Origin of the sequence: Thiolapillus sp., from assembly GCF_048562965.1 — a bacterium.
In the GTDB taxonomy this organism is placed as follows: Bacteria; Pseudomonadota; Gammaproteobacteria; order Chromatiales; family Chromatiaceae; genus Thiolapillus; species Thiolapillus brandeum_A.
Map to the genome: position 1 here is coordinate 1 of NZ_JBHNMF010001071.1, position 930 is coordinate 930.

Annotated in this window: 2 protein-coding genes; both read left to right on the plus strand. The window is 60.4% G+C overall.

The genetic code is table 11. The features are described from left to right. Positions 1-437: D-alanyl-D-alanine carboxypeptidase (locus ACOCD2_RS22335; protein ID WP_419622046.1), on the plus strand; the 437-nt coding region annotated here is incomplete at its 5' end. After that, positions 404-930, plus strand: a 527-nt coding sequence (locus ACOCD2_RS22340; protein WP_419626145.1) for a D-alanyl-D-alanine carboxypeptidase, incomplete at its 3' end; no start/stop codon positions are given. The genes ACOCD2_RS22335 and ACOCD2_RS22340, both read left to right, overlap by 34 nt.

Below are 930 nucleotides of genomic sequence, written 5' to 3' on the forward strand. Positions count from 1 at the left end.
CTATACTCTGCCGGATGATTTTCCGGCGCATCAACCTGGCTCTCGTGAGCCTGCTCCTGGCGGTGACGGCCACCTGTGCCAGTGCAACGGATGCACTGAGCCAGGTAAGAAACATGCCCGAAGCTCCGCGCATTCCTGCTTCCACACTGAAGATCCTCACCGCCTGGCTGGCCATCGATCACTGGGGGCTGGATCACCGTTTCACTACGGACTTTTTTCTGGACGATGGCCAGGTGCTCTGGGTGAAAGGTTACGGCGATCCCATGCAGGTATCGGAAGAAATCGAGCGCATCGCTGTTCGCCTGAAAGCAAAGGGACTGACGGGCTTGAACGGCATCCGCCTGGACGGCAGTTATTTTGCATCGATGGCCGCTCGGACAGCGCCAACCCCTATGATGCCCCCGTGGCGGCACTGGCTGCCAACTTCAACACGGTAAATGTGCGCAAAACGGCCCGGGGCATCCGTTCCGCCGAACCCCAGACGCCCCTGACCGATGTTGCCCGGGAAATCGCCAGGAACCTGAAAAACGGCAGGCAGCGTGTGAACATCCGTGACAGCCGGCTCAGCGCGCGTTACTTCGGCGAGATCCTGCGCGCCAAGCTGCAGGAACAGGACATAGAGGTGACAGGCAGCATCAGCAACCAACTACTGCCCGGCGGGATACCCCTGTACTACCGGCATATGAGCAGCCACACCCTCGAAACGGTATTGCGGGCGATGCTGCGCTATTCCACCAATTTCATCGCCAACCAGCTGTTCCTGGCCCTGGGCGCCGAAGCCGGCGGTGCTCCCGCCGATTTCGAAAAATCCCGTCGGTATGCACAACAGCGCATTGCCTCGCGCTTTCACTGGCAGGGTTTCACAATGGTGGAAGGATCGGGCCTGTCGCGGCGGAACCGTATCAGCGCCCGGCAGATGGTGACGCTGCT